Origin of the sequence: Veronia nyctiphanis (genome assembly GCF_004116385.1) — a bacterium.
Classification (GTDB): Bacteria; Pseudomonadota; Gammaproteobacteria; order Enterobacterales; family Vibrionaceae; genus Veronia; species Veronia nyctiphanis.
On the sequence record NZ_PEIB01000001.1, the window covers coordinates 394407 to 415367 of the forward strand.

The 20961-nt window shown below is 45.0% G+C and carries 17 protein-coding genes and 4 pseudogenes; 6 read left to right on the top strand and 15 right to left on the bottom strand.

Annotation, left to right across the window (positions count from 1 at the left end):
* Positions 1 to 285: 285 nt before the first annotated feature.
* From CS022_RS01800 to CS022_RS01825, 6 genes are all read right to left on the bottom strand, one after another.
* Positions 286 to 531: a hypothetical protein gene (locus CS022_RS01800; protein WP_129120831.1), complete on the bottom strand. Its 246-nt coding sequence runs from the start codon at positions 529 to 531 to the stop codon at positions 286 to 288.
* Positions 524 to 910, bottom strand: coding sequence for a YkgJ family cysteine cluster protein (locus CS022_RS01805; RefSeq protein ID WP_161569525.1), 387 nt, complete (start codon positions 908 to 910; stop codon positions 524 to 526). Before CS022_RS01805 ends, CS022_RS01800 begins: the two co-directional genes overlap by 8 nt.
* A gap of 377 nt (positions 911 to 1287) precedes the next feature.
* Entirely contained in the window at positions 1288 to 2136 is an 849-nt protein-coding gene (locus CS022_RS01810; protein WP_129120833.1) for a GNAT family N-acetyltransferase, read from the bottom strand.
* 108 nt (positions 2137 to 2244) lie between these two features.
* A complete protein-coding gene (gene def, locus CS022_RS01815; protein WP_129120834.1) occupies positions 2245 to 2748 on the bottom strand; it encodes a peptide deformylase in 504 nt (167 codons plus the stop codon).
* A 384-nt stretch (positions 2749 to 3132) separates the two neighbouring features.
* Positions 3133 to 3570 carry a GNAT family N-acetyltransferase gene (locus CS022_RS01820; protein ID WP_129120835.1) on the bottom strand — a complete coding sequence of 146 codons (438 nt, stop codon included), beginning with the start codon at positions 3568 to 3570 and terminating at the stop codon, positions 3133 to 3135.
* 221 nt (positions 3571 to 3791) lie between these two features.
* A complete protein-coding gene (locus tag CS022_RS01825; RefSeq protein ID WP_129120836.1) occupies positions 3792 to 4004 on the bottom strand; it encodes a hypothetical protein in 213 nt (70 codons plus the stop codon).
* A 315-nt stretch (positions 4005 to 4319) separates the two neighbouring features.
* Between CS022_RS01825 and CS022_RS01830 the strand changes: the two genes are divergently transcribed.
* Positions 4320 to 4514: a DUF4250 domain-containing protein gene (locus CS022_RS01830; RefSeq protein ID WP_129120837.1), complete on the top strand. Its 195-nt coding sequence runs from the start codon at positions 4320 to 4322 to the stop codon at positions 4512 to 4514.
* 120 nt (positions 4515 to 4634) lie between these two features.
* Here the strand turns inward: CS022_RS01830 and metR are convergent, their stop codons facing one another.
* Positions 4635 to 5546 (bottom strand): HTH-type transcriptional regulator MetR, encoded by a 912-nt coding sequence (metR, locus tag CS022_RS01835; RefSeq protein ID WP_129120838.1) that lies wholly within the window; start codon positions 5544 to 5546, stop codon positions 4635 to 4637.
* Between the two features lie 353 nt (positions 5547 to 5899).
* On the opposite strand from metR, the gene CS022_RS01840 reads away from it, so the two are divergent.
* Positions 5900 to 7396, top strand: coding sequence for a sensor domain-containing diguanylate cyclase (locus tag CS022_RS01840; RefSeq protein WP_129120839.1), 1497 nt, complete (start codon positions 5900 to 5902; stop codon positions 7394 to 7396).
* Positions 7397 to 7444: 48 nt separating this feature from the next.
* On the opposite strand, the gene CS022_RS01845 is transcribed toward CS022_RS01840, so the two are convergent.
* The 5 genes and pseudogenes from CS022_RS01845 to moeA all read right to left on the bottom strand — a co-directional run bounded on the left by CS022_RS01845 (position 7445) and on the right by moeA (position 12575).
* Positions 7445 to 7918, bottom strand: a complete 474-nt coding sequence (locus CS022_RS01845) for an META domain-containing protein (RefSeq protein WP_129120840.1) — start codon at positions 7916 to 7918, stop codon at positions 7445 to 7447.
* A 184-nt stretch (positions 7919 to 8102) separates the two neighbouring features.
* On the bottom strand, positions 8103 to 8489 hold the full coding sequence (locus tag CS022_RS01850; protein WP_129120841.1) for a hypothetical protein: 387 nt from the start codon (positions 8487 to 8489) through the stop codon (positions 8103 to 8105).
* Between the two features lie 353 nt (positions 8490 to 8842).
* On the bottom strand, positions 8843 to 10459 hold the full coding sequence (locus tag CS022_RS01855) for a putative bifunctional diguanylate cyclase/phosphodiesterase (protein WP_129120842.1): 1617 nt from the start codon (positions 10457 to 10459) through the stop codon (positions 8843 to 8845).
* 126 nt (positions 10460 to 10585) lie between these two features.
* Entirely contained in the window at positions 10586 to 11335 is a 750-nt protein-coding gene (gene moeB, locus CS022_RS01860) for a molybdopterin-synthase adenylyltransferase MoeB (protein ID WP_129120843.1), read from the bottom strand.
* 8 nt (positions 11336 to 11343) lie between these two features.
* Positions 11344 to 12575: pseudogene (gene moeA / locus CS022_RS01865) on the bottom strand (molybdopterin molybdotransferase MoeA).
* A gap of 244 nt (positions 12576 to 12819) precedes the next feature.
* Between moeA and folE the strand changes: the two are divergent.
* Positions 12820 to 13472, top strand: a pseudogene (folE, locus tag CS022_RS01870) (GTP cyclohydrolase I FolE).
* 62 nt (positions 13473 to 13534) lie between these two features.
* Here the strand turns inward: folE and CS022_RS01875 are convergent.
* Both CS022_RS01875 and asnS read right to left on the bottom strand, forming a co-directional pair.
* Positions 13535 to 14724: pseudogene (locus CS022_RS01875) on the bottom strand (amino acid aminotransferase).
* 207 nt (positions 14725 to 14931) lie between these two features.
* The gene (gene asnS / locus CS022_RS01880) at positions 14932 to 16332 is read right to left on the bottom strand and encodes an asparagine--tRNA ligase (protein ID WP_129120864.1); all 1401 of its coding nucleotides are present in this window, start codon (positions 16330 to 16332) and stop codon (positions 14932 to 14934) included.
* A gap of 382 nt (positions 16333 to 16714) precedes the next feature.
* On the opposite strand from asnS, the gene queD reads away from it, so the two are divergent.
* Positions 16715 to 17077 (top strand): 6-carboxytetrahydropterin synthase QueD, encoded by a 363-nt coding sequence (gene queD / locus CS022_RS01885; RefSeq protein WP_129120844.1) that lies wholly within the window; start codon positions 16715 to 16717, stop codon positions 17075 to 17077.
* A 61-nt stretch (positions 17078 to 17138) separates the two neighbouring features.
* Here the strand turns inward: queD and queE are convergent, their stop codons facing one another.
* Positions 17139 to 17804: a 7-carboxy-7-deazaguanine synthase QueE gene (gene queE, locus CS022_RS01890; RefSeq protein ID WP_129120845.1), complete on the bottom strand. Its 666-nt coding sequence runs from the start codon at positions 17802 to 17804 to the stop codon at positions 17139 to 17141.
* Positions 17805 to 18410: 606 nt separating this feature from the next.
* On the opposite strand from queE, the pseudogene mlc reads away from it, so the two are divergent.
* A pseudogene (mlc, locus tag CS022_RS01895) lies at positions 18411 to 19624 on the top strand (sugar metabolism global transcriptional regulator Mlc).
* A 234-nt stretch (positions 19625 to 19858) separates the two neighbouring features.
* On the top strand, positions 19859 to 20926 hold the full coding sequence (locus CS022_RS01900; RefSeq protein WP_129120846.1) for an ATP-binding protein: 1068 nt from the start codon (positions 19859 to 19861) through the stop codon (positions 20924 to 20926).
* Positions 20927 to 20961: the final 35 nt, after the last annotated feature.

The window sequence follows — 20961 nt, forward strand, 5'->3', positions numbered from 1 at the left end:
AATCAACCAATACGGAGGTGTCTCAAAGACATGCAAAATACAAACTGGGGTATATCAAATTGTAGTGGATAGAGCATATCAAACAGGAGATAAGGCAAGAATCTTTTTTAAGTGCTTTTGCTCTAAAAGTAAGCGGGTTTAGATCAGAAATTTGCTGGGTGCAGCGAAGTGATTTCTGTTCTCTTTTATCGGTTGCGAGAGTGCGAAAGGTTTGGGTACAAAAGGCTAAAAGCAGATTGCCCCCGCAGGGGCTGTACTTGATGACATTATTGGTCTTTATTCGTCTTATGGATACTTAGCGACAATGTCTTTCACCATTTTCGAGGGGGTATTTACGCCATTGCTACCTTGAGTATTGATAAACTCTGGATGCACCCGTATTGCAACAGCCGCCAAGGAAGAGCTTGAAATAGGCACGTAACCATCAGGAAAGAGTTCTCTGTTATCGGTTAAGAATTTCGCAGCGTCATTGACCGCTTTTTGTAGTTTTTTACTCTCGGGTTTCTCGTAACTGAATTCCCACTCAGCCACTTTTTTTAGAAATACTCGGCCCTTCGTCCCTTGTATCAGCGTCAGATGCCTTTAACACTCGACAATCATACTGCCGACAGGTTTCTGGCCGATATTGATAAATGGTACATGCGCCATTTTTAAACATTGGGCAATGGCCTTTTTTGTCGTAGCCCATCAGGTAGTGGTTTGGCGGCAGTGACGGTGCGGAAAAAAGAAGCTGCTCAGGAATAACCTCAAGTGCGCCTGTATCACTCGGGCGGATCAGTATAAATTTTGAAGAGGTACAACATCCAACACAGCCATTACAAGGTACATTACCCTCACTTTGGCCTTTCATTGTTAATGTAAAATCACTGATCCACTCTGAGAATTCGCCAGCTTCAGCGCGCTTACTCATAAACTTCCTTTTATTATTGTTAGCCTGATTAATGGCTAACCGTGTTATCAACCCCAAAGTATCCAATGTCATTCAAGGGATATATTTTCAACTGTTGGTAAGCCGCTCGTTTTCTGGCTTGCAGACAATCAGCGAAAATCGGCTTCGTGAAAAAACACCAAACTTGGGGGGATTAATTAGATTGGGCGCAGCATACCAAACTGGGCATGGGGCGAGAATGTTGCCTAAGTGCGTTCGCTCGAAAAGCCACCACTTTTTGAGAGGAAATTTACGGAATACAGCGAAGTGATTTCTATTCTCTTTTATAGGTTGAGAGTTTGCGAAAGGCTTAGGTATAAAAGTTGTAAGGCAGATAGCCCCCGAAGGGGCGAGATTTATTAATCTTGTTCAAAAAAACGATAGATAAAGTACGAGTCGTAAACCCCGGCTTTTTTATAGCCGAGTTTCTGCGCGAGTTTCACCGAGCTTTCATTTGCAGCATCCCAATACGGGAAAAGCCCTTGTTCAAGGCAGTGAAGGATTAAGGTTGCGCAGACTGCTGTTGCCAGCCCTTTCTGCCGATGGGCTCCGTCGATACATATGTCGACTTCTATACCATCATCGTAATTATTGTGTGAGGCTGCTGCGCCTACCATCTGCGCTTGAGTTGGCTCACAATTGGCTGCCTCGCCCTCGTTCTTGTCGTCTTTACCGTCAAAGAGAACACAATACCCCAAACCACGCGCCAAAAAGTCCTGCGCATTTTTATATTGAGGCCCCGTGACGGGAATGAGGGAGTGAAGTTCAGCGTTTTCGAGAAAGCTGAGATCGATTGGCTTAATGCTGTATCCAACTGGCAGATCGTTGGCTAACTTGGATAATTTAGCGATGTCAAAATGGGCTGGATCATGCTCAAACACAGTTCGGGTATCTATGCTAAAACGGTTTTTGAAGCGTTCTTCAAGAATCGCTTTCCATTGATCGTCAAAAACAGTCGCACACATGTATTCGTTAAAGTTACTCAGCAGTTCAACGGCATATTGACAGTCACCGACAAAATAATGTGTGGCTCCAACCTGAATTTGCGCTGCTGTAGGGTTATTTAGGTCATTCGTCCACACTGTGCCATTGTGTCCTTGCAAGCAAGCCTTAGTTGCATGCATTTCAGTTGGGGCAAACAAGGCCTCTAATTTCTCAGTTAATTCAGGCTGCAGTCGTAACTCTCTGGCTCTTAATCTATGTAACATTGTATTTTCCTGATATGCCTTTTCTATTTTTCGTGATCACTACATCCAAAGGAAACCGAAAAATTCAAGTATTGGTAATCGGTTTTAAATGCTTTGTTATGAGCGGGGTTAAGAATGTGCTTTTACGTACTTTTTGACCTTTTTCATCGCCATTTGACGCTTTAGTGGTGAGAGGTAGTCGATAAACAAGTTACCCGACAAATGATCTATTTCGTGTTGCATGACGATGGCGAGAAAATCATCACTTTCGATAGTTATTGGCTTACCTTCGCGATCTAATGCAGAGACTACCACTGAAGTAAAACGCTCTACCTCTGCATAGTAATCCGGAACGGATAAACATCCCTCTTCACCCAATGTTTTATCTGAGCCACTAATTACTTCAGGGTTAACCAAAATTAACGGTTCATCTCGACTTTCTGAGACGTCGACAATGACAACGGCCTCTTTACGGCCAACTTGAGTCGACGCCAAACCGACACCATTGTCAGTCGAATATAAGGTTTCCAACATATCGTCAATTAATGTTTGTATCGACGAAATATCTTGCACCTTTTCCGCTTTAACTTTAAGCCTTGGGTCTGGTGCAGTCAGAATGTCTAAAACTGCCATATTTTCCTTCTCATTCCTGGAAGCTTATAACGGTGTTATAAACCCCAAGGTGTTCAAGATAATTCAAGGACGATAATTTCAACTATTGGTAAGGCTCTGGTTTTCGGGCTTGCAGACAATCAGCGAAAATCGGTTTCTTGAATAAAACACCTAATAGGGGAGTATTTATCGTATTGCGCTTAGCATACCAAAATGGGCATGGGGCGAGGATCCTGCCCCAGTGCGCTCGCTCGAAAAACCATGACCTTTTGGGCGGAAATTTACCGGATTCAGCGAAGTGATTTCTCTTCTCTTTTATAGGTTGAGAGAGTGCGGAAGGATTGGGTGCAGAAGGCTCAAAGCAGATGGCGCCCGCAGGGACCTTGGCCTCGGTTTTAGTTGGCATTAAAACTCATGGGTCATGAGTAGATTTTCTTCATGTCCGTGGTAACCATATTTAAGGTAGAAATCTTTTGCGAATGTTGTTTTGTCTGTCAGAAGATAGAAACACGTTATGTTGTCTCTCTTCGCGTGTGATTTTAGCTCGTCCATTAGCGTTACTCCCACGCCTTTACGTTGCTCTTTACTACTCACAAACAGCTCAACTATCTCAAGCTCAAGTTCGCCTTTAAAGCTTCCAACTCTGGACAATACCGCACCAATGAGTCCATTTTCATTTTCAGCGGCATACCCATAAAATCGATATGATTTAAATATTATTTCTAAGCGTTCGTAAGCCCACGCTTTCGTCCAGTTATCATTCCATGGTTCTGCATTAAAGACGGACACGTATAAATCGGCCAGACAGTCCAAATCTTTCTCTTCAATTTTTCTAATGTTCATTATTTATTTCCAATTATCTTCTCACTCTGATGCCAAGGTGAGTACATCTAAAGGAGTTTAACCACCGACGTTTTTCAGCTACCAGACACACCACTTATAGCGACTTTGATTTCAGGTATCGTAATTTTGAATATCGAACTATTGTGCAAACTAACGCTCTCAACATGGAAAAACTGAAAAGCAGTAGATAGTTGTCCTGATACTGGCTTGTTATATATGCGTCAGGCTGCCGCCTCAACTTGTAGGTCTTTCTTTAGCAACAAAATGATCAAATAGATGAAGTTAAGTGGTGGAACGAAACACAAGGCGACGCCAATCAAAGCAGCCACTTTTGGTGTAGACGTTTTTCTTTTACCCAAGTAGTAGCTCAAGCCTCCGACAAACAACATCGAGATAAAAACCAACTGACTTAGTAAAACAATGTTGAAACTCATTAAATTCCCTTTTATTTACAACAGTCTAATTCACATCAATGTGCCCAATATAATCTCTGCGATTTGCCCGTTTTCATTTAAGCGTATATTTTGCGACCCTCTGCACGCCTTTAATTTTGTGGCTTACAGTCAATAGACTTGCACCTTCCCGGTGAAAATCGTGGTCACACACATCTTCAAGGGCCTGTGTGTTTTCTCAATTTCTTTACTCAGTCAATCGGTGGTTTTGCTAAACTTTTTAGTAAGTCATATCCAGCTTTGAATGCAGAAGATTTTCACTGTGATGAATACTTTATTGCTGGTGGGGAGGATGTAGTGGAAATACACAATGCCATGAATCTTGATGGTGCCATCTTGTACGGGATCATTAATGAAAAGCTTCGCTTGGAATGCGACAGCCTCGAAAAGCTGATGACCAGGATGGAATTGGACGAAACAAAGCTCCAAGAAAAGCTCGATGAGATGGGGTGTTATTACGACCCTGTGGTCAATCAGTTGAGGCAAAAGTAGCCGTCAAATCTGATATCTCATCAAGCTGCCATCACAAGCGCGGATCTCAAGCGGCTATCACTGGTGCTAACCATAAGGGCAGTTCGATTCGCTGCCCTCTTATTGGTTCATTGATCTGTTTTAGACCTTTTTTATTCCTTCCAAATGAAGCTGACACTGTTGACGTGCTGTCGCAAAAAATGCCTGAAGGTAAGGGCGACTTTTATCTCCCGCTCTCACTGCCGCATATAGACGACGCCATAAGCCATCCTCTAGTGGTTTATCGACGATAAGACCTTGGCGTGAGAATTCACTGACTGCCCAGTTTGGCAGAGCAGCAACGCCTAGCCCTGCTGAAACCATTTGGATCAGCATCAGTGTGTTATCTGCTTTTTTGTATTTTTCAGGTTCAATGCCTGCTGGCTGCAGAAAGTGTTTCACCACGTCGAGGCGCTGCTTTTGAACGGGGTAGGTTAATAATGTTTGGTCTTTAAAATCTTGAGGAGAGATTTTGTCTTCCGCCGCTAAATCATGTGTTAAAGACGTCACTAGTCTGACTTCGAAATCAAACAGTGCTTCATAATGAATGTCGCTTCGTGCTGACACATCTGAAGTAATCACTAAATCCAATTCACCGGCAGCCAACGCTGGCAGAGGCTCAAAGCCGAGGCCAGACGAAAAGTCCAGGGACACATTTGGCCAGGTAACCTGATAATCCTTAAGCGCAGGCATTAGCCATTGAAAACAAGAGTGACACTCAATGGCCATGTGCAATCGTCCCTGAGTGTCTTCTTTGAGATTGGCTAACTCCGCGTCTGTTTGTGCAAAGCGGGGCAACACATCGTCTGCGAGACGCAACAGAATTTCCCCTTCTGCTGTGAACTTCACCGGACGTGTTTTACGCAAAAAAAGCTTACTGCCAAGTCTCTTTTCTACATCTTTCAATTGATGCGACAGTGCCGATTGTGTCAGGCACAGTTGGGTTGCCGTTGATGTCAACGAACCTGTATCTCTCAGTACAGAGAGTGTCTTCAAATGCTTTAACTCTATCATTATGAAATTATTTCACGTTTCCCATGAGTATGTTGAGCGATATTTATGAACCATAAAATATCGATGAAGGCATGTAAACATCTAGATGGCTAAAATTAGTCAGAGATGATGCGTAACATATTCCCGCGTACTCATATTGACGGCGGTGAGTGAGGCTCACAGATAAGAAATCGGGCAAACACAGCGGGATATTTCACTGTGATTTAGCCTTTGACGAAATAACGAATGGAAAAAAAGGTATATTGACGCACGCAATATTCCTTCATTGCATTTCATGGCTACTGTGAGTTTGGTGGCAGGATCCAAAAATATGTTCGACACTTAGTAAACATTGATTTAGGGATCGGGATTGAATGGCAAAACGTGTAATGATGACAACGATGGTGACAGTCCTCATTGGGCTGTTTTTCTCTTTTTTGGCTGCCATGTCATTACATCATTCTGAAAGTTTATCTATCAGACACGAAGTTGAAAAAGACGTCGAAAATGCTGCTCTTTCTCTTGGAAGAGAGGTCAACAGTGGCATAGAGCTTCTCCATATGATGCGTAACCATTTTGAGGGTAAGTCTACTGTTGAGGTTGACGATTTCAAATTGGTGGCGCGTGATATTTCGTCGAGGCACCCTGATATTGTGTTAATTGACTGGGTTGAGTTCGGTATCGAGGATGACAGGCTGCTGCCGTCATTTAACCCTCAGTTTTCACTCCCCCAAACGGCAAAAGCTGCATTTCTTATCGAAGGTATCTCTGAAAATAAGGAGCTTTTAATGTCGCTCCAAACCAGTGGCGAAAAAGGCGTGCCGATCGCGTTGGCCTCGGTCCCGTTGCAAGAAGAGTACAGAGATAGCACTGGCTTGTTGATAACCATGCCTGTATACCGAGGTAGACCGGAAACCGATGCAGAACGCATGTCTTCATTGAAGGGCGTGCTGAGTGTGACCTTTGATATGGGTGACATGTTTAAGCAGGCGATCAGTAATACTGTGGGGGAGGCGATTAACCTCGAACTTATCGGCCACCAAATTGGCGGAGACACTGAGGTCATCCACCAAAATCTCGTTGCGCTCTTCGACGAAGGCATCAGAGAGATGACTTACACATCATCGTCGATCAAATTTGCTGGGTTGGAGTGGTCATTGCGGGGCCTTCCTACGCGAGATTATGTCAGTGAAAGACGCAGCCTGTATCCGCAGATAATTTTTGTTGTTGGCATGGTGATTTTTAGCCTGCTCTCATACATCCTTTATATTCTTCAGTTCAGAGCAATGAACATTCAAAAAAGGGTCGACGAGAAGACAAGGGCGCTGCGCGAAGCGAATCTTAAGCTTGAGCAAATCTCCCGCAGTGACAGCCTGACTGGTCATTATAACCGTCGCTATTTTGATGAGTGTCTGGACAGTGAAGTAGGGCGCTCGCAGCGCGATGGTATACCGATCAGTATGATGGTTATCGAGGTTGATAACCTTTCTGAATATAACGAGACCTGCGGCCGCGTTGCCGGTGATAAGGCGATTCGTCTTATCTCACAGGAGATGAAAGAGTCTTTGTGTCGACCTGGTGATCTGTTTGCGCGCTACGGCGGCCAGCAATTTGCCATACTGCTGCCGAATACAAATGACGGTGAACCTGTGGCTTCGCGTATTTCTAAAGTGGTGAAGTCATTAGGGTTCTTTTTCGATAATGATCGGGGGAACCTCGGGCTCACGATCAGTATTGGTGGTGTCACTGTGGTTGACCCCAGAGCCCTTTCTTCGTCGAAGCTTTCAGCGTATGCCGAAATTGCATTGAATAAAGCCATTGCGGCGGGAAGAGACACGGTTCATTGGATTGATGAGCCGGAAAAGAATTAGCCTCCTGAATGGAGGCTATCGTGGTGCTACCTGGTATTTATCTTTGTATTAATAAACCCAATCCTGCAGCTTAAATTCTAGGTTGTTGGCGTTGCCATTCAGCATAATGGCATTTTCTGTCAGCGTCACTTTGCTCCAGCCTGACAATACGTCTGTCACCAGTTGTTCAAGCTCCATTGACGGCTCAGGGCATGCCATCATCGTTGAGCCCATACCTTGAACTCGAAATTGGTCTCCTTCAAGCTCAGCCTGTCCGAAGTATCGGTTACAACCGCTATGTCCGTTGGCTGTAAATTCCTCACCAATTTCAAGGGTAGGGGGAAGAAACCCTTCAACGACTTTTACTGGCTCTCCATTTACTTTTGTGAGGATCCAGTGGTGATGTTGAAGGTTGGTTTTTGTCACATCCATAGTGGCTTGTTGGCTTTCCTGTGCAGCATTCTCTGAAACGTTTACTGATTGTGTATTTGTGCAGGCGGATAGAAACAGTGCCATAACAGAGGCAAATACAGATTTGTTCATTACTTACTCCAAGGGGAATGAATACATCAAATGCAATCAGTCAGCTCTGAAGAAACATCAGGCTTTGACTATTGTTCAATCAAAGGTGTCTTTGCAAATAGATAGCATTTACAAAAGCCTGAAGAGTCTACCACTTTGGAGGAGGGTGTCGCGTCTTAAATTCAGGTATAAAGCGGCTATCCGTCTAGCTGAAGTCAAGGCACTGATGGGTCAGGAAAATGTGATGCTTGAATTGCCAGCACCAGTCGGGCGTCCATCGCTCATCAATGAGTATTACGATGACCGCACTGTCGTGCAGAGTAAGTAAGCGCCACAGGCTGTTGTAATTTGGCTTATCACAAACCACGACGTTTTGCAGACGGGTGAGTTTAGATTTCGCTTTGTGAAGTGATTGCGGCAAATCCTCAAATCGTATGCTTTGTGCATTGCAGCGGTCAGCCAATAACAATTTCTTATTATCAGATTGGATGAGCAGTTGAATTGCGCCTTTATTTTCGCCCACATCCTGAATGAGCTTACCCCATTCCATTGCTTCCTGTTTATCAAATGATTCGAGTAATTGTTCCATCATTATCGACCCCGGCGAAATAAACTGCTTTGTAATAAATCTAGCTGTATTTTTTTTAATACAGAGAGAATATCTGACAATGATTGTTAAATATATGACTCTGGTCAAATTTACCTTGTGTTAAAGATTGATGCTTAATTTTTGTAATTAAGTAAGTGAATGATTATTGTGGCTTATATCACATGGAATTTCTGGCTTGTTAAAATTAGACAGTTATTTGACAGGTTATTTTCTACCTTAAATTAAAGATCTAGTGGTCTAATGTTTTACGTGAGGATAATGAATGACGGGTAGGTATTTCTGGATATAAGTGAGTAGGGTTTTGAACTTATATATATTGGATGTTATTCGGTAACTCAATTTTGGTTGACAGCTCTTGGATATACATCAATGTCACGTAGCCATTGGTCCGTTTTGGCTAAATTCATGGGTCTTCCGTACCAGTAGCCTTGTAATTTATCGCAGCCAATTGACATCAGGTATTGACCCAACGCTTCAGTTTCTACCCCTTCAGCAACGACTTCACAACCAAGGCTGTGCGCGAGATAAACGGTGGAGCGGACTATTGCTTCATGATTTCGGCTTGTCAGCAGGTCTGTCACAAAGCTGCGGTCAATTTTAAGTTCATCTATTGGCATGTTGCTCAGAATGGAGAGTGATGAGAAGCCAGCGCCGAAGTCATCAACACTCAGTGTGATACCTAGATGGCTGATTTTTTCTAACATTAACCGACACTTATCTGGGTCCTGCATGAGGCTTGTTTCGGTGATTTCCAAAATTAAGGCACTGGGTGAAACTTGATATCGCTCAAGTAACGAGCGGAGATAGTCATCGAATTCATTGTCCTCAAGGTCTTTGGTTGAGAGGTTAACCTGTATCTGTGGGCTTAGCCCCTGCTCATTCCAGATTTCAAGTTGTTTGAAGACTGTCTCGAGTACCCACCGTGTGATCTTTCGGATGGCATAGGTTTGCTCTGCAATAGGAATAAATTCATCGTTACTGACATATCTCCCTTTACCAAGCGGCCAGCGTAATAGTGCCTCCATCGATATTTTCTTCGGGTTTTTAATATTAAATACTGGCTGGAAAAATAATTCGAAATCCATATTTCGGATGGCAAGATTTAGCATTGACGCGATTTCATCATGGCTCAGCAATGCAGCGGTAGCGGAAGATTCATAAACAATGAAAGGCTCCTGAGAGCGATGTGCAGCATGCATAGCTGACTCGGACTTTTTGATTAAATCATCAGCAGTGTTGGTATGAGATGGATACAGTGCAATACCAAAGCAGTTGGTAAGATTCACCTCATAGTTTTTTATGGGAAGAGGAGCCTCTAATTCACAGTGAAGGTTTTCGATAAAACTACTTAATTCGATCTGCTCGGTGTCTTTTATAAAAAACGCAAATCTATGGGTGCTGGAGCGAAAGAGAAGCGTGTCAGAAATTAAATTCTCTTGCAGTCTTTGGCTGAATGCGAGAAATAATTCATCACACTCCTGGTGAGTGAATACCTCATTAATATTATTAAAGTTGTTAATATTAAGGCTCACGAGGGCAAACTCGTTGCCGCTTGCTTTGAATTCCGCAATATTTTCGCGCAGTGCTTTGAGAAGATAACGGCGATTGGGCAAGCCTGTCAGCTCGTCGAACGATACCTGATGCCACTGTTGCAGTTCGGCTTTTGCAATACGCTCAATGCTTTGAGATATCACACTGAATGTCATGACGGTGAATATACCGCCTCCGAAGAAGATCATTGAAACGATTAGCTCAATAAACTCAATGATGGGTTTGTTAATGAGGTAAACAGAGAAGACAACGTAGCCCAGCGTGAACCCAAGCATGATAGGGAGAAAGCTGAACGTACTGAGACGTTTGTCTTTCAGGTAGAAGGTAATGGCAGAGCGAAGTGCCTGAATGATAAAGCAGAGACCAGTAACGACAAGAAAGACAGCAACGATTTTCAGCATTGTATCCCGCCAGATCAACAATGGGTGTTAGCGTTGAAGCCGTCACCCATTTAGCTTTCCAATACTAAGAAGCGTAGTTGATTTCGCCTACTTTATGAGACAATTTCATAAAAATTTGACAAGTGATCACCCTTTGCAAGTTGGACAATCGGGTCTTTTTGGCAGCACTAACGTTTGCCACTGACATGACATTGCGTCAAACATCATCAATTTACCGGTTTGATGAGTCCCGATACTTGAGAGGTGCTTTATGGTTTCTAAGGCTTGCATCGTACCTATGATTCCTACAACAGGCGCCAGTACGCCTGCCTCAACGCAGCTCAGAGATTGCTCACCAAAGAGGGCACTCAGGCATTGGTAACAAGGTTCATTATCTTGATAGGTGAAAACAGCCAGTTGTCCTTCTGTCCTGATAGCAGCGCCACTTACTAGTGGTGTTTTTGTCGAGAAACAGAGTCTATTTAGTTGATTTCTTGTCGGTAGGTTGTCGCTGCAATCGACAACAATATCATGCGTTGAAATCAAGTCACTGAGCACATCGTTACCTAACCGTTTATTGATGGGCTTTATAATGACGTGGGGGTTGAGCTTTTCCAGAGACTGTTTTGCCGATTCTACTTTTTGTTGACCAATGGTTTGCTCGCTGTGCAGAACTTGCCTTTGGAGGTTTGACAGTTCGACAACGTCATCATCGATCAAAGTCAGTTCGCCAATACCAGCCGCTACAAGATATTGTGCAGCGGCGCAACCAAGGCCTCCTGCACCCAGCATAAGAACTTTTGATGTTTTGAGTGCCTCTTGCCCGTCAAAATCAAACTGACGGAGCAGAATTTGGCGGTTGTAACGCAGCTCTTCCTCAGGCGAAAGAATATCCATCATCGTTCCTAAAGCAATACATCGTTGAAAGGTTCAATAGTGACTGTCTCTCCCGGCTGAATTCGGCCGCGCTCTCTTTCCAGTACCGCAAAGCAATTTGCTAAGGTAGTGAACTGAATGCGCCAGACCCTTGGTTACCGGTTGTAGCAACTGTGAGCTCACCATTTTCAACTGAGTATACAGCACGCTGATAGTCCGTTCGGCCGGGCGATTTTTTGAAGAGCGTTTTCGCTTTCGCTTGCAGCTGAATGGGAGGTGTCCACCGCGTGTGTCCACCAAGCTTTGCGAGTAAAGGCTGAACCAACACGTACAAAGTGACGAGGGTAGAGACGGGGTTGCCCGGCAGGCCGCAGAATAAAGCGTTCCCAACCTTTCCGTAAGCAAAGGGTTTACCTGGCTTAATGGCAATTTTCCAAAAACCGACTTCACCTTCCTCAGCCAGGATATCTTTTGTGAAATCGGCTTCTCCAACACTGACGCCCCCAGAGGTGACAATAACATCAGCGCCAGTGGAAGCTTGCTTGAAGGCTTCTCGAAGTTTCTCAGGATCATCTGGGATCACGCCTAAGTCGAGTGCTTCACATCCCATGGCATCAAGCATCGCACTGATTGTGTAGCGATTACTGTCATAAATCTCACCGGGGCCCAGAGGTTCTCCGACCTGTCTCAATTCGTCACCGGTTGAGAAGAATGCGACTTTTGGTCGAGCACACACTTCGACATTGGCGATGCCCAGTGTGGCAAGCATAGGAATTTCACGGGGTGTTAAACGGGTGCCAGCAGGGATAACAATCTCGCCTTTCTTTACGTCATCACCGACGGGACGAATATTTTGTTCCGGCCTGGGCGTTGCGGTAAAGGCTATGTTGTCGCCATCAGGTTGTGTTTGTTCTTGCATGATGACAGCGTTAGCCCCTGCGGGGACTTCGGCACCTGTCATGATTCTGATACAACTACCTTTTTGCCACTGCCCTTTGTAGGGCGCTCCGGCGAATGATTTACCCGCCAACGACAGTGTATTAGCATCGGTGAGATCGTCAGTGTTAACGGCATAGCCATCCATTGCTGAGTTAGCAAAAGGAGGAATATTGAGCGGCGAAAGTATGTCGACGGCAGCAACACGATTTATCGCTTCAGATAAGGGTAGAGTTTCGGTTTTTGCCAGCGGTGTGGCATTCTCCAATATCGTTGATATTGCGGTTGAGACTGGCATCAGCCCCGGTACATCACAGCATCCCATGTTGATCTCTCTGTTGCTTGGTAGCGTAAGGTTTCTCTACCCTGAATTAGAACAAAGCCCTTATTATTGCAAAGTTTATGACAGGTTATGAATGACCTTACGCAATTCAAGGTGTAATTTTTTAATTATTAACGCTATGCTTCAAAATTCTGACAACACATAGATCCATGTCTGGAAAAGATCAGTAATTATTACAACTAACACAATCGTGACATTGGCACGCAACATTCAGCAGGAGCCTTATATGACTTCACTAAGCGATTCGGCACAGAAAGTCCGCGAAGCGCTTATTGCCCAAGGCATCGAAACCCCGATGCAAAGCGGCGGCACCATGAAAACTCGGGAAAAGAAGGAAAAGATTGAGTACCACATGCGTGAGATTTTATCAGCGCTGGATCTTGATTTAGAGGATGACAGTCTGAGTGACACGCCTGCCAGAATCGCGAAGATGTATGTTGACGAAATTTTTTGCGGTCTGGATTACCAAACTTCCCGAAAATTACCGTTATCGACAACAAAATGGGCTGCGATGAGATGGTCAAGGTAAAAGGCATCTCAACAACCAGCACCTGCGAGCATCACCTTGTCACTATTGATGGTCGATGTGCAGTAGCCTATGTACCTGACGATAAGATCATAGGTCTTTCAAAGATAAACCGTATCGTGCGGTTCTTCGCTCAGCGCCCTCAGGTTCAGGAGCGACTCACGAAGCAGATATTGGTCGCATTGCAAACGCTGCTAGAAACTGAAAACGTCGCTGTGCACATGACGGCAGTGCATTACTGCGTCAAATCACGTGGCGTGATGGATTCGACCAGCGACACCACCACCACTGCACTGGGTGGGATTTTCAAATCAAATCCGTCAACACGTGCCGAATTCCTCCACGGTGTCTGACGTACCACCAGTCGAAAAAAAAGCGCCCGTGGGCGCTTTTTTTGTTTAAGCTTGCTGGTGACTTAAATAACAGCAGCAATCGCTTTGCATAGCGGACCCATGTTGTCACGTGTAATACCAGCAACACTGATTCGACCTGAGCCAACGATGTAGACACCAAACTCATCTTTCAGTCTCTCAACTTGGTCTTTCGACAGCCTGAGAATGAGAACATGCCATTCTGACGGCTGATGAAGCTGAAATCAGTGGTCACACCTTCCGCTTTCAGTGTCTCGACAAAGAGTTCACGCATATCTTTAATACGAACACGCATTTCGGCAACTTCTTGCTCCCACTCTGCACGTAATGCACTGTCGGCCAGAATTTCTGTCACAATCGCTGCACCGTGTGCTGGTGGGTTAGAGTAGATCACGCGCGCAATAGATTTCACTTGACTAAACGCTGTTGATGCTTGTTCAGCATCGTTTGCAACGAGCGTAAACGCGCCAACACGCTCGTTGTACAAGCCAAAGTTTTTCGAGAATGAACTCGCTACCAGCAACTCAGGGCATTGTTCTGCAAACGTACGTAGCCCCGCAGCATCTTCTTCAACGCCAGCGGCGAAGCCTTGGTAGGCGAAGTCAAACATTGGTAGCAGTGACTTTTCTTTACACAGGTCAGCAAGTTGCTGCCACTGAGCCGCGTCAGGGTCAATACCTGTTGGGTTATGACAACAGCCGTGCAGAAGCACCACATCACCAGCTTCTGCCTGATGCAGGTCAGTCAGCATAGCGTCAAAATCCATGCTCTTGGTTTCTGCGTTGTAGTAGCCGTATTGTGCTGTTTCTAAGCCCACAGCAGTGAAAATACCAAGGTGGTTCGCCCAAGTTGGATTGCTTATCCAGATTTTCACATCGCCAAGTTGGCGTTTGATGAACTCTGCGCCAAGACGAAGTGCACCAGTGCCACCGGGAGCTTGTGCAGTTTGTGCACGCTTTTGAGCAATAATGTCAGCATTTTGGCCGAACAGCAGTTTTTGTACAGCAAGGCCGTACTCAGCGGTACCTGGAATGCTTAAGTACGACTTGGTGGTTTCTTTTTCAAGAAGAATAGCTTCGGCTTTTTTCACGGTAGCCAGAACTGGCGTATTACCTGACTCGTTCTTATATACACCTACACCTAGGTTAATTTTCTCAGGGCGAGTATCTGCTTTAAACTGATCTGTCAGACCCAAAATCGGGTCGGCGGGAGCTGGGCTAATTTTTTCAAACATCTTGGTCTTCCATGGGCCATTTTTTAAACTTGATCACAAACGTTATACCACTTTGTTTGCTCATAAAAAAATAAAAATGCCAAATTAATTTTTTGCACCGTCTCGCACACTGATTACAGTGGAAAGAGAGCTTAACATTTTTGCAAAATTCACCCGAAAAAAAAGCCACCTCGCGATGGCTTTTCATTCGACACGAACGACAGACTATTAGAAGTTTGCGCTGCGCGGTGAACGTGGGAAAGGAATGACATCACGCACGTTCGCCATGCCTGTTACGTAAGAGACCAAACGCTCGAAACCAAGGCCAAAGCCGGCATGAGGCACAGTGCCGTAACGGCGCAGATCGCGGTACCAGTCCATATGTTCTGGGTCGATGTTCATGGCACGCATGCGCTCATCCAGAATATCTAGGCGCTCTTCACGCTGAGAACCACCAATGATCTCACCAATGCCTGGTGCAAGTACATCCATCGCGGCGACAGTTTTGCCGTCATCATTCATACGCATATAGAATGCTTTGATGTCTTTCGGATAGTTCTTGACGATAACCGGTGCATTAAAGTGTTCTTCAGCCAAATAGCGCTCGTGCTCTGAAGACATGTCGATTCCCCACTCAACATGGAATTCGAACTCTTTGCCAGAGTCAATCAGGATCTGAATGGCATCGGTGTAATCGACCCGAGCAAAATCAGAAGTGACAAATTTCTCGAGACGGCTGATAGCATCTTTGTTGATGCGTTGAGCAAAAAACTCAAGGTCATCGCGGCGCTCTTCAAGTACCGCTTTGAACACGTACTTCAGCATGTCTTCTGACAAATCCGCGATATCGTTCAGATCTGCGAATGCAACTTCCGGCTCAACCATCCAGAATTCCGCCAAGTGACGGCTGGTGTTTGAGTTTTCAGCACGGAATGTTGGGCCGAAGGTGTAGATTTTGCTCAGGGCACACGCGTAGGCTTCACCGTTTAACTGACCAGATACCGTCAGGAAGGTTTCTTTACCGAAAAAGTCTTGGTCGAAATCGACGTCGCCTTTGTCAGTCAGTGGCAGGTTCGCCAAGTCCAGCGTCGATACACGGAACATTTCACCTGCGCCTTCAGCATCTGATGCTGTGATCAGTGGTGAAGACATCCAGAAGAAACCGTTCTCGTGGTAGAAACGGTGGATAGCCTGAGACAGACAGTTACGAACACGTGCAACAGCACCAATTACGTTAGTACGCGGGCGCAAGTGAGCAACTTCGCGCAAATACTCAATAGAGTGGCGTGTTTTTGCCATTGGGTACGTGTCTGGGTCTGAAACCCAGCCAACAACCTTTACATCTGTCGCTTGAAGTTCGAAGGCCTGACCTTTACCCGGGCTTTCAACTACTTTACCGGTCACTTCAACAGAGCAACCTGTCGTCAAACGTAATACTTCTTCCTCGTAATTATTCAGCTCATTAGGAACAACAGCCTGAATGGGATCGAAACAAGAGCCGTCATAAACGGCGAGGAAAGAAATACCGGCTTTTGAATCGCGTCGGGTACGGATCCAACCGCGAACAGTCACTTCAGTGTCGACTGCCGCTTTGCCGTGCAGTACGTCTGCTACAGGCACATAAGTCATAGTTTGCATCTAACTCCATTGAGGTATGTCCGGTCATGCTTTCCGGACATGAGTAATAAGCTTATTCGAAACAGCAAGTTTACCTGTCTCGCGTTAAGCTGCAAGCACTGAACGCCTGATGACCGTGAATTTCTGCGGTGGATTTCGCCAATTGTTGTGGAGTCAGTCAATACTTCAACAATCATGCGCTGGTAAAACCGTATAGATCTTATGGTATCGAAACTATCTGGCTGATATTTAAGCAAAGAATATATTCACTTATTGCAGGTGTTGCGAGCAATGAACACAAAGGCAATAAATTTGTATGACTTACTGTTTGAGCTTTAAACCATAATTCAGTAGCATCGCCGCCGCATTTATATTGAGAACACAGGAACGCGCAATGCAAACCGAGTTATTTAAAGAGTTTATGTTTGAAGCTGCCCATCACTTACCGAACGTCCCAGAAGGGCATAAGTGTGGCCGTCTTCATGGTCACTCTTTCTTGGTTCGTATTTACGTTGCGGGTGACGTTGACCCTTGTACGGGCTGGGTTATCGACTTTGCTGAGATAAAAGCTGCATTCAAGCCTATCTATGACCGTTTAGATCATTATTATCTGAATGATATTGAAGGATTGGAAAATCCAACCAGTGAAGTTCTTTCTAAGTGGATTTGGAATGAGCTGAAACCATCGCTTCCGTGTTTGAGTAAAGTGATGATTAAGGAAACGTGTACTGCCGGCTGTATCTACACGGGTGAGTGATCGAAGCCGTTTGACTGCATAGCCTTAAGTGAAAAAACCGGCTGATGCCGGTTTTTCTGTATCAGGCGATGTTCAGGTATTTGTGGGTTTGAATTGATAAGCGCCAGTTGCGCTTCACGCAAACATCAATACAGAGCTGAGTTGCTCTCTGCTTCTGACTAATAGGTTGTAACGCGATAGTGACATTGTCACGGAGCCTTACGTCTTCGATAAGCGCGTCTAACTTCTCAATGTCAGATTCAGTACCGACGGGGTGTTTGATTTCGTTAGCCCTTTCGAGGCATTCAGCCAATACGGGCAATTTACCACGCATGCCAATTTTGGGCGATACGGTGACCCAAGTGCTTGTTGTTGCATGTATAGTGTAGGTTCCGCTGGTTTCAATTTGACATTGATACCCATTTTGCTCAAGCGCTTCAGTGAGAGGGTTTAAATCGTAAATACATGGCTCTCCGCCAGTGATAACAATGTGCTTAGCTGTATAGCTTCTATTGAGGTGTTCAATAATATTATCTACCGTCAGAGAGGTCCAATTTGGAGAGTCACTCTCTTTGGCCAGAATTTCACCGAAATCTCGCTCATCCTGCTCGAATACATCCCATGTTTGTTTGGTATCGCACCAAGAACAACCCACAGGGCAACCCTGAAGGCGGATAAAAATTGAGGGCAACCCGGTGAAAACACCTTCACCCTGAATGGTTTCGAAGATCTCGTTAATCCTGTACATACTGCCATTAATGAACAAATTAATTCGGGCGCTGATTATGTCAGTTTATTCGCATTATGTCCTGCCTTTGTGATCTGAAACAGCTTTGAGCCGATGTCAAAGGTTATCTTGATACTTTTAGTGATAAACCTGACAATAGTGAGTTCAATCAACTGTCGTGGATATCACTAAAACAAACATTTCAGTGTGATGTGACTCGCACTGAAATATCGAGTCACTTTATTATTACTTTACAAAGTAAAAAAATCCGCACTACAACAGAGATTCTTCAAACGCCAAGTGTGATAAGTACGAGTGGAAACGTTAAAGTCATTGCTACGAACTCGCTTTCCAACTTACCGCGAAATTTTCTGCATTTATCGATAAGATATAATTTCTGTTTTTATTTTAATGACTTAAGCTTGCTGAGTGTTTTCTGCAGATACAGAAGTGGCATAAATTATGGTTAGATAAATTGATATTAGCGATGAATTGGATGTCACGCTAAGAGTGGGGCAACGCACATATCGTGGCCTAATACATTGAATACTCATGTGGCTTTGCTATTTTTTCACAACGTGAAAAAAATCAGGATACCCAGAGCCAACGTGAAAAAAGGAAGAGATGATGCTTCTCGCTCAACCCGGTCATATTGATCATATCAAAAGGAAAAATGCTGGCATGGTTTACCAGCTGATAGATCAGCTTGGCCCGATCTCTCGCATTGAACTGTCGAAGCATACTCAGTTGGCACCTGCAAGTATCACCAAAATAACGCGTGAGCTTGTGGATGCTCACCTTATTATGGAAACCGAAATTCAGGAGTCGGGGAGTCGTGGAAGACCTGCTGTCGGCTTAGTCTTGAATAACGATGGATGGCAGTTTCTTTCTATTCGCCTCGGTCCCGGTTATATCGTTCTTGCTTTGCATGAGCTCAGCGGTGCAATTATCCTCAAGGACAAATTTGATGTGCCACAAATGGCGCAGGATGAACTTGTTTCCCTTCTCCTTAACCACGTTCAGCAGTTCTTTGCTCGTCACAACAAAAAAATAGAACGAGTAACATCAATAGCCGTTTCCGTACCGGGTCTTGTCGATCACCGTCAGGGTGTTGTCGTTAGCATGCCTTACTACGGGGTAGAAAACCTTCAACTTGGTGCTCTACTGCACCGTGAAACAGGGTTGTCAGTCTTTGTCGGGAATGATATCCGCTCTTGGGCGTTAGCGGAAAAGTTATTCGGTAAAGCCATTAACTCGAACAGCGCTGTGCTCGTCTCGGCTCACCACAGTGTGGGAGCGGGTATCTTGGTTGATGGCCGCATTCTTGAAGGACAGCTAGGAAATATTGGTGAACTCGGCCATATCCAAGTGAAACCTTTTGGCAGACGATGTGTGTGCGGTAACAGTGGCTGCCTTGAGACTGTTGCGGGCTTACAAGCTGTTATTGAGGATGCAGAAACTCTGGTTAAACAGGTCACCCAACGAGTCTAACTGAGTCAAACCTGTCTATTGAAAGTATCAGTGAGGCGGCACTTCAAGGGGATGGATTGGCAGTGAAAGTCGTCTCTGAGTATGGTCATAATTTGGGCAAAGCGATCGCGATACTGGTTAATCTGTTTAATCCTGACACCATCTATATTGATGGCGAATTCAATAAAGCATGGCAGGTACTTTTCCCTGCTATTGATGAGAGTCTGAAGGCACAAGCACTGCCTGCTTATAGCCAACATCTGAATGTGGAGTCGGCGCAGTTAGAAGCCCGGACGACAATGGCTGGAGCTGCTCTAGTAAAGCGCGCAATGTACGATGGCTTTTTGCTCATCAAAGTTCTTGAAGGTTGATATTCAGCCTTCTTTGTTACTTCATTTGTGTCTCTCTTACAGGTAGAGAAGATTTTTCTCTTCCGTAAAGTCAGTGCTCTTACCTATCACCAATTATCTTTTGGCTCTGTCAGTTACCAACATCCAGCCGCTAATATTAAGACACTGACCTCTAGTCACTAAGTCTTAGTGGCTGGAAGTTAGCCGTTTATATTGGTATGATTTTGACTCTCTTCCAGCCATGAAGACATACCCATGAAAAAGTACACCGACTATTTTTCTCGAAAAATTGCTCAGGGAAACTCTTTTTTCGACAGGGATGAGCAGCGTCGAGCCCTGATTGTTGAGCTATCATCTTCGGGTTCTGTCTGGCTGTCGGGAGAGCGACGCGTTGGCAAAACCTCTGTTGCTGTTCAGGTATGCAGAGAGCTTAGCTTGAATGCAGAACAGTACGGTTTCACAACCCTTGCGTGGAGTAAGTGCGACATCAGTTCGTGCGCGACTATGGAAGCGGCAAAGCGAAAAATTTTGCAGGCAGTCGCCGATGTCGCGTCAGATATTGCCGGACGCGATCAAAAAGCGGTTGAAGGAATTCGTCAGTTCTTCGCTCGGTTTGACCCTGAGTTTGCGATTGGCGGCAAAGACATCGCAAAGTTAACGCTGAAACTCCGCACCTCCCATTCGATGGATAACCCGCTTCGTGATGCATTAACGGCGCTGGATGCACTTGCACGTGATAAAGGCTCGCAGGCGGTGTTGATCATTGACGAGTTTCAGACTCTGTCTGAGATTAAGGCCGATGAAGGTGAAAAAATAGAATGGGAAATTCGCTCTGCACTGCAAGATTCCAGTCGAGTTGCCATGGTATTTGCTGGCTCTAAGAAACGTATGATGAGCGATGCTTTCGTCAACAAAAACCGAGCTCTTTACGGCCAGTGCCGACGTGTCAAAATCGGTAACCTGCCAGAATCTGACTGCACACGACAGCTGAAAAAAGTCGCTACTGAGTGCGGTTTTGAGTATGACGAGGGGGCACTGGAGAGAATCAGTGAAATTTCTAAAGGTCACCCGCGGGATTTTTCTCATCTTTCACTTCAGACCTTTGAGCTTGCCGTTTTTCAGGCTAAAAAGCCGAAACATATTACCGAGCACACGGTGAATGCAGCGTGGGAAGCTTATATCCGTGACATGGTATTCGATGAAGTGAATGCCTTACTGAAAGAAAAACTCAACAATAACAAGCGCGCAGAAGTGGCGACGTTACAGGCAATCGCCCACACCCGAGTGGCGAAAATCCGTAGTTCATGGTATTCGATGAAGTGAATGCCTTACTGAAAGAAAAAACTCAACAATAACAA

Coding starts and splice junctions, on each gene's coding strand:
- CS022_RS01805 (WP_161569525.1), bottom strand. CDS start 910: ATGAGTAAGCGCGCTGAAGCTGGCGAATTCTCAGAGTGGATCAGTGAT.
- CS022_RS01810 (WP_129120833.1), bottom strand. CDS start 2,136: ATGTTACATAGATTAAGAGCCAGAGAGTTACGACTGCAGCCTGAATTA.
- def (WP_129120834.1), bottom strand. CDS start 2,748: ATGGCAGTTTTAGACATTCTGACTGCACCAGACCCAAGGCTTAAAGTT.
- CS022_RS01820 (WP_129120835.1), bottom strand. CDS start 3,570: ATGAACATTAGAAAAATTGAAGAGAAAGATTTGGACTGTCTGGCCGAT.
- CS022_RS01825 (WP_129120836.1), bottom strand. CDS start 4,004: ATGAGTTTCAACATTGTTTTACTAAGTCAGTTGGTTTTTATCTCGATG.
- metR (WP_129120838.1), bottom strand. CDS start 5,546: ATGATAGAGTTAAAGCATTTGAAGACACTCTCTGTACTGAGAGATACA.
- CS022_RS01840 (WP_129120839.1), top strand. CDS start 5,900: ATGGCAAAACGTGTAATGATGACAACGATGGTGACAGTCCTCATTGGG.
- CS022_RS01845 (WP_129120840.1), bottom strand. CDS start 7,918: ATGAACAAATCTGTATTTGCCTCTGTTATGGCACTGTTTCTATCCGCC.
- CS022_RS01850 (WP_129120841.1), bottom strand. CDS start 8,489: ATGATGGAACAATTACTCGAATCATTTGATAAACAGGAAGCAATGGAA.
- CS022_RS01855 (WP_129120842.1), bottom strand. CDS start 10,459: ATGCTGAAAATCGTTGCTGTCTTTCTTGTCGTTACTGGTCTCTGCTTT.
- moeB (WP_129120843.1), bottom strand. CDS start 11,335: ATGGATATTCTTTCGCCTGAGGAAGAGCTGCGTTACAACCGCCAAATT.
- asnS (WP_129120864.1), bottom strand. CDS start 16,332: ATGACTTATGTGCCTGTAGCAGACGTACTGCACGGCAAAGCGGCAGTC.
- queD (WP_129120844.1), top strand. CDS start 16,715: ATGCAAACCGAGTTATTTAAAGAGTTTATGTTTGAAGCTGCCCATCAC.
- queE (WP_129120845.1), bottom strand. CDS start 17,804: ATGTACAGGATTAACGAGATCTTCGAAACCATTCAGGGTGAAGGTGTT.
- CS022_RS01900 (WP_129120846.1), top strand. CDS start 19,859: ATGAAAAAGTACACCGACTATTTTTCTCGAAAAATTGCTCAGGGAAAC.